The following is a 6,385-nucleotide window of genomic DNA, read 5'->3' as shown; positions in this document are numbered from 1 at the left end:
TTCTCGATCTTCGCGAACGAGCGCATCACCGATCTGCGCCAGCTCGAGGGCGGCACCCTCGGCTACTTCATCAATCTCACCCCCATCGCCTCGGCCATGCTCGACGCGGCGGGGGTCGACGCGTCGCAGGTCGAGTTCGTGAAGATGACCAACTACGACCCGACGGTCGTGACGCGCGGCCAGGTCGATGCGATCGTCGGCTACGCCTCGAACCAGCCCGAGCGGCTGCGGGCGATGGGCGAGCCGTTCACCGAGTTCCTGCCCGCCGACTTCGGGCTCACCGGCACGTACAACGTCATGGAGGTCAACTCCGGGTTCCTGCGGGAGCACCGCGAGGTCGCCGCCGATTTCATGCGGGCGAGCCTCAAGGCGCTGCACCACTGCCTCGAGGACGAGGCCGACTGCGTCGAGCGCATCAGCGCGCTCGCCGAGCGCAACGGGCAGGGCGAGGCGTTTCCCGCCGAGCAGCAGGAGCGCACGTGGCGCGTCGAGTCGCAGTGGGTGCGCGACAGCGCCGCAGGTCCGCCCGGGGTGATGTCGCTCGAGTCGTGGGAGGCCGAGGCCGAGCTGGTGCGGCGCTTCGGCGGGGTCGACGAGCTCCGCAGCGTGGAGGACGTCGTCGACCTGGAGCTCGTGCGCGGGCTCTACGAGGGAGACCGGCTCGTCTGGCCCGAGGGGGACTGAGTGGATCCGCGCACGTCTCCCGCGGTGGAGCTCGCGCGCGTCTCCCGGCGCTTCGGGCGGGGCGCCGCGGAGGTCACGGTGCTCGACGGCATCAGCCTCACGATCGCCCCGGGCGAGTTCGTGTCGGTGCTGGGGCCGAGCGGCTGCGGCAAGTCGACCCTGCTGCGGGTGGTCGCGGGGCTGCTGGCGGCCGACGCGGGCGAGGTGCGGATCGGCGGGCGACCCGTGGCGGCGGCCGTCGCCGAGAAGCTCATCGGCTTCGTGCCGCAGGAGCCGGCGCTGCTGCCGTGGCGGAGCGTGCGGGACAACGTGCGGCTGCCGCTGCGGATCAACCGGCGCGCCGACCGGGGCCGGCAGCTGCGCGAGCCGGAGCAGCTGCTGCGATCGTTCGGGCTCGGCGGAGCCCTCGACCAGTACCCGGGGCAGCTCTCGGGCGGGATGCAGCAGCGGGTCGCCATCGCGCGGGCGTTCGCCTTCGACCCCGCGATCCTGCTCATGGACGAGCCCTTCTCCGCCCTCGACGAGCTGAACCGCGACCGGCAGCGCCTTGGTCTGCTCGAACTCTGGCAGTCGCACCGGAAATCGGTCATGTTCGTGACCCACTCGGTGCCGGAGGCGATCATGCTCTCCGACCGGATCGTGCTGATGGCGGCCCGGCCGGGCCGCATCGCCGAGATCGTCGACGTCGACCTGCCGCGCCCGCGCACCGAGGACGCCTACGCGAGCGACGCGTTCCGCGATCTCGAGGGCGACATCCGCGGCCGCCTGCGCCGTGCGATGGGGGAGGAGCGCTGATGGCGGACGCGTTCGGGGCGATGACGGGCGGGGATCCGCGCCGCCGATCCGCGTTCCGCAGCCGGCCGCGCGGGTGGGTCCCGGCCGTCCTCTCCTTCGCAGTCGCGGCGCTCCTCTGGCAGGTGGTCGCCTGGAACCACCCGTTCGTCCTGCCCCCGCTCGAGCGGATCGCCGGCAGCCTGCTCGCGGCGCCGCAGATGTATGCCGCGAACTTCCTGATCACCCTGCAGGAGGTGCTCGTCGGCGCCGCCGCGGGGGTGCTCGTCGGGTTCGCCCTCGCGGTCGCCATGTGCGAGTTCGAGGTCGTCGAGCGGGCCCTCATGCCGCTCATCGTCGTGCTCACCGTCACCCCGGTGATCGCGATCGCACCCGCCCTCGTGGTGGCGTTCGGCTTCGGCATGATCCCGAAGTACGTCGTGACGGCCCTCGTGGTGTTCTTCCCGATGCTCGTGAACACCCTCGCCGGCCTGCGCGGAGCGGATCCCCGGGCGCTGGAGGTGCTGCGCACGCTGCACGCGAGCCGCTGGGAGATCTTCCGGGACCTGCGTCTCCCGGGCAGCACGCCCTACGTCTTCGCCGGCCTGCGCATCAGCCTCCCCCTGGCGGTGGTGGGCGCCGCCGTCGCGGAGTTCGTGGCGGCCGGCCGGCAGGCGGGGCTCGGCTCGCTCGTGATGACCTCGGCGGCGCAGGCGAATCTGCCGGTGACCTGGGCCTCGATCCTGTTGCTCTGCACGCTCGGGCTGCTGCTGATCGCGGCGCTCGCGCTCGTGCGCCGTCGGGTGCTGTGGTGGAGCGACGACGCGGCCGCGGCGCGGCAGGCGCGGTAGACGCGGGCGCCGCGGGATCAGCCGGCGGGCGGGGGGAGCCGCGTTCCCGGCGAGGGGCGCAGCGGCAGCAGCGCTTCGAGGCGCGGCCAGCTCAGCGCGAGACCCGGGTGCAGGGCGAGCGCGCCGATGCTCGCGGGCGGGACCCACTGCGCGGCGAGCACCTCCGGGCTCTCGGCGCCCGGCGACCAGCTGCGCGGCGCGATCGCGAGGAAGGTGACGTACGACCAGTAGCCGTGATCGACGACGTGGGATCCGGTGACCCGGAGGTCGTGCACCGGACCCGCGTGCTCCTCGCCGGCCTCCCGCAGCGCCGCCGCGAGCGCGGTCTCGTGCGGTTCGCGGGCCCCGCCCGGGATGCCCCAGGTGCCGCCGTGGTCGCACCACTCGGCCCGGAGCTGCAGCAGCACCTCGCCGCGCGGGTTCTGGATGAGGAGGCCCGCCGCGCCGTGCCGTCCCCAGAAGCGGCCGTGCTCGCCGACGGCCCAGTTCCCCGAGCGGCGGCGCTCGTGCCCGCGCGGCGGGAGAGCGGCGCGCGGGGGATCCCGGTGCTCCATCTCCGACCCCCTCGGCTCGCGCCGGCGCCGCGGGGCGCCGTCTCAGCTACATACTAGTCGGTATGTGGCGATTCCGCCGCCCCTGCGTCGCCGAGCGAGCGGCGCGCCCCTCCGCCGGGCGATCGCCCGGAGAAGCCGTCCGCCGGTCGGGCGGAGCGGGTCGACACCCCGGTCCTCGATCCCAGCCGCGCTCCCGGTCGGCGCGAGGGGCGCGGATTCCCGACGCGCGCGGCACCAGGCTTAATCGGAACGTTACCTTCGCCGCCCGGGGCGCCGCGCCGCGGAAATCCGCGGTTGCGAGGCTCTGGCTCCAGTGCAGGTATGGACCCGGGTAGAGACTCTGTAATTGATCCGATACCTCCGCGCAGTACACTCGGAGCGAGATTGCACACCGGGAATCTCCCCGGACTTCCCAACTGGAGGGATCAATGAAGATTCGATACGCGCTTCCCGCGCTCGCCGCTGCTGCCGTGCTCGCACTGACCGGTTGCGTCAACAACGCCGAGACCGAGGGAGGAGCCGGCGGCTCCACCGGCGGCGAGGGCTCGGGCTCGAGCGCCATCCAGCCGGATCAGGCCGCGGTCGATCTGCTGCCCGACGAGATCAAGGACTCCGGTGTGCTGCGCATCGGCACCGACGCCGAGTACCCGCCGAACGAGTACAAGGATGCCGACGGCAATCCGGTGGGCTGGGGCGTGGAGCTGGCCGAGGCGGTCACCGCGAAGCTCGGCCTCGAGCCCGAGTGGGAGATCCTCGGCTTCGACAGCATCATCCCCCGCATCCAGGAGGGCGCGCTCGACATGGGCTCGTCGTCGTTCACCGACACGGTCGAGCGTCAGAAGTCGGTCGACTTCGTCAACTTCCTGAACGCAGGCACGCAGTGGGCCGCCGCGGTCGGCTCCGACGTCGATCCCGACGACGCCTGCGGCCTGACCGTCGCGGTGCAGGCGACCACGGTGCAGGACACCGAGGAGCTCCCCGCCAAGTCGAAGGCGTGCGAGGACGCCGGCAAGGATCCGATCGAGGTGCTGCGCTTCGACGGCCAGCCCGAGGCGACCCAGGCCGTCGTCGACGGACGCGCAGACGCGTTCTCCGCCGACCTCCCGGTGACCGGCGACGCCGTCGCCAAGCTCGCCGGCCAGCTCGAGACCGTCGGCGAGGTGTTCGACGCCGCCCCGTACGGCTTCGCCACCCAGAAGGACAGCGACACGACCCAGGCCGTGCAGGCGGCGCTGCAGTCGCTCATCGACGACGGCACCTACCTCGAGATCCTGACCGCCGCCGGCATCGAGGCGGGCGCGCTCGACGAGGCGACGATCAACGCGGCGCAGAACTAGCCGACCCGAGCACGGACCGGGGCGACGACCCCGTCGCCCCGGTCCGTCTCCGTCTCCCGCACCGATCCGACCCATCGCTCCCGATCATCGACGACGCTGATACGAACCAGGAAGTGAGTCATGTCACATCTCCCACCCGGGGGTGAGGGGGACCGATCCCCGAGCACCCACGCGACGCCTGAAGCGATTCAGGCCATCCGGCTCCGGCACCCGTGGCGCACGACGTTCGCGGTGGTGATCATCCTCATCGCCGGCCTGTTCCTCTACGACACGGCGTTCAACCGCCCGGTCTTCAACTGGCCGGAGGTCGGGAAGTACCTCTTCGACACCCGCATCGTCACCGGCGCGGGCTACACCCTGCAGCTCACCGTCTACTCGATGATCATCGCCATCGTGCTCGGCGTCGCGATCGCGGTCATGCGGCAGTCGCCGAACCCCGTCGTGAAATCGGTGGCGTGGGTCTACCTGTGGCTGTTCCGCGGCACCCCGGTCTACGTGCAGCTCGTGTTCTGGGGGCTCATCCCCACGATCTACAAGACCATCACCCTGGGAATCCCGTTCACCGAGGCGGTGACCACCATCAGCGTGAAGGACCTGCTGCCGTACTTCACCCTCGCGGTCATCGGCCTCGCGCTCAACGAGGCCGCGTACATGGCGGAGATCGTGCGCGCCGGCCTGCTCTCGGTCGACAAGGGCCAGCACGAGGCGGCGACCGCGCTCGGCCTCGGCTGGTGGCACACGATGCTGCGCGTGGTGCTGCCGCAGGCGATGCGCGTGATCATCCCGCCCACGGGCAACGAGGTCATCTCGATGCTGAAGACGACCTCGCTCGTCGCGGCGGTGCCGTTCACGCTCGACCTCTACGGCCGGTCCCGCGACATCACGGCCGTGACCTACCAGCCGGTGCCGATGCTCATCGTCGCCTCCATCTGGTACCTCGCGGTCACCTCGATCCTCATGGTGGGCCAGTACTACCTCGAGAAGCACTTCGCGAAGGGCGTCGAGCAGCGACCCGACGTGATGAAGCCCACCGTCGAGACCCAGGCCATCGGCGTCGTCGGCGTCGACGGCGCGACCACGCCGACCTACCCGAGCAACGCGGGCGAGACCATCGTGCCCCCGCACAACCGACCCGGAGGTGGCGCATGAACGCTCACGCGACCGGCACGCCCATGGTGAAGGCGGAAGCCGTCTCCAAGGCCTACGGCTCCAACGAGGTGCTGAAGTCGATCTCGCTCGAGGTGCAGCGGGGCGAGGTGCTCTGCCTCGTGGGGCCGTCGGGCTCGGGCAAGTCGACGTTCCTGCGCTGCATCAACCACCTCGAGACCATCAACGCCGGCCGGCTCTGGGTCGACGGCGAGCTCGTCGGCTACCGTCAGAGCGGCGACAAGATCTACGAGATGCACCCGAAGGAGGCCGCCAAGCAGCGGCGCGACATCGGCATGGTGTTCCAGAGGTTCAACCTCTTCCCGCACATGACCGCGCTCGAGAACGTGATGATCGCGCCGACGCTGCTGAAGAAGGGCGACAAGGCGTCGCTGCAGTCGCGGGCCATGGAACTGCTCGCCCGCGTGGGGCTCGCCGAGCGCTACGACTACTATCCGGCGCACCTCTCGGGGGGTCAGCAGCAGCGCGTCGCGATCGCGCGGGCGCTCGCCATGGAGCCGAAGCTGATGCTCTTCGACGAGCCGACCTCGGCGCTCGATCCCGAGCTCGTGGGCGAGGTGCTCGAGGTGATGAAGGGCCTCGCCGAGAGCGGTATGACGATGATCGTCGTGACGCACGAGATGGGCTTCGCGCGCGAGGTGGCCGACAAGCTGGTGTTCATGGACGGCGGCGTGGTGGTGGAGGCCGGCGACCCGGCCGAGGTGCTCTCCAACCCGCAGCGCGAGCGCACCAAGGCGTTCCTCTCGAAGGTGCTGTAGGTCTCACGCGTCGGGGCTCAGGGCCGGGAATCCGGTGCCGTCGCGACATCGCGTCATCGAGATGTGCATACTCGCCCATCTCTCCTCCGCAAGAGCGCCGGCACCGGACCCCCGCCCCTGAGCCTCTCGCGTGCGGCCCGGTCCGGAGGAACGCGGGATGCGGCCCCATCCCTCCCGCGGGAGATCGAGTGCTGAGCGGTGCCCGCCGATTGAACGAGGGGGACGGGGCGAGTGCCGTGCTGAGCGAGGAGCGCAGCGGCGAG

At 71.2% G+C, this 6,385-nt stretch carries 7 protein-coding genes; 6 read left to right on the top strand and 1 reads right to left on the bottom strand.

Translation table 11 applies throughout. The features are described from left to right. From ACWKZU_RS12860 to ACWKZU_RS12850, 3 genes are all read left to right on the top strand, one after another. A partial coding sequence (locus ACWKZU_RS12860; RefSeq protein ID WP_449282726.1) for an ABC transporter substrate-binding protein occupies window positions 1–684 on the top strand: 684 nt, incomplete at its 5' end. Next, on the top strand, window positions 685–1,479 hold the full coding sequence (locus ACWKZU_RS12855; protein WP_449282725.1) for an ABC transporter ATP-binding protein: 795 nt from the start codon (window positions 685–687) through the stop codon (window positions 1,477–1,479). It abuts the gene before it with no gap. Then, the gene (locus ACWKZU_RS12850) at window positions 1,479–2,306 is read left to right on the top strand and encodes an ABC transporter permease (RefSeq protein WP_449282724.1); all 828 of its coding nucleotides are present in this window, start codon (window positions 1,479–1,481) and stop codon (window positions 2,304–2,306) included. The genes ACWKZU_RS12855 and ACWKZU_RS12850 overlap by 1 nt, the downstream gene beginning before the upstream one ends. Window positions 2,307–2,323: 17 nt before the next feature. Here the strand turns inward: ACWKZU_RS12850 and ACWKZU_RS12845 are convergent, their stop codons facing one another. Next, window positions 2,324–2,860, bottom strand: coding sequence for an NUDIX domain-containing protein (locus ACWKZU_RS12845; RefSeq protein ID WP_449282723.1), 537 nt, complete (start codon window positions 2,858–2,860; stop codon window positions 2,324–2,326). 428 nt (window positions 2,861–3,288) lie between these two features. Here ACWKZU_RS12845 and ACWKZU_RS12840 point away from each other — a divergent pair, with 428 nt between their 5' ends. From ACWKZU_RS12840 to ACWKZU_RS12830, 3 genes are all read left to right on the top strand, one after another. Further along, window positions 3,289–4,197, top strand: a complete 909-nt coding sequence (locus ACWKZU_RS12840) for an ABC transporter substrate-binding protein (RefSeq protein WP_449282722.1) — start codon at window positions 3,289–3,291, stop codon at window positions 4,195–4,197. A gap of 120 nt (window positions 4,198–4,317) precedes the next feature. Further along, entirely contained in the window at window positions 4,318–5,346 is a 1,029-nt protein-coding gene (locus ACWKZU_RS12835) for an amino acid ABC transporter permease (RefSeq protein ID WP_449282721.1), read from the top strand. Continuing rightward, a complete protein-coding gene (locus ACWKZU_RS12830) occupies window positions 5,343–6,122 on the top strand; it encodes an amino acid ABC transporter ATP-binding protein (protein WP_449282720.1) in 780 nt (259 codons plus the stop codon). The genes ACWKZU_RS12835 and ACWKZU_RS12830 overlap by 4 nt, the downstream gene beginning before the upstream one ends. Window positions 6,123–6,385: the final 263 nt, after the last annotated feature.

It is taken from the genome of Leucobacter sp. (assembly GCF_053528595.1).
This window is presented reverse-complemented; position numbering and strand designations above follow the sequence as displayed.

Bases quoted from the DNA above. Each gene is read 5' to 3' on its own strand.
- ACWKZU_RS12850 (WP_449282724.1), top strand. From the start codon at position 1,479: ATGGCGGACGCGTTCGGGGCGATGACGGGCGGGGATCCGCGCCGCCGA.
- ACWKZU_RS12845 (WP_449282723.1), bottom strand. From the start codon at position 2,860: ATGGAGCACCGGGATCCCCCGCGCGCCGCTCTCCCGCCGCGCGGGCAC.
- ACWKZU_RS12840 (WP_449282722.1), top strand. From the start codon at position 3,289: ATGAAGATTCGATACGCGCTTCCCGCGCTCGCCGCTGCTGCCGTGCTC.
- ACWKZU_RS12835 (WP_449282721.1), top strand. From the start codon at position 4,318: ATGTCACATCTCCCACCCGGGGGTGAGGGGGACCGATCCCCGAGCACC.
- ACWKZU_RS12830 (WP_449282720.1), top strand. From the start codon at position 5,343: ATGAACGCTCACGCGACCGGCACGCCCATGGTGAAGGCGGAAGCCGTC.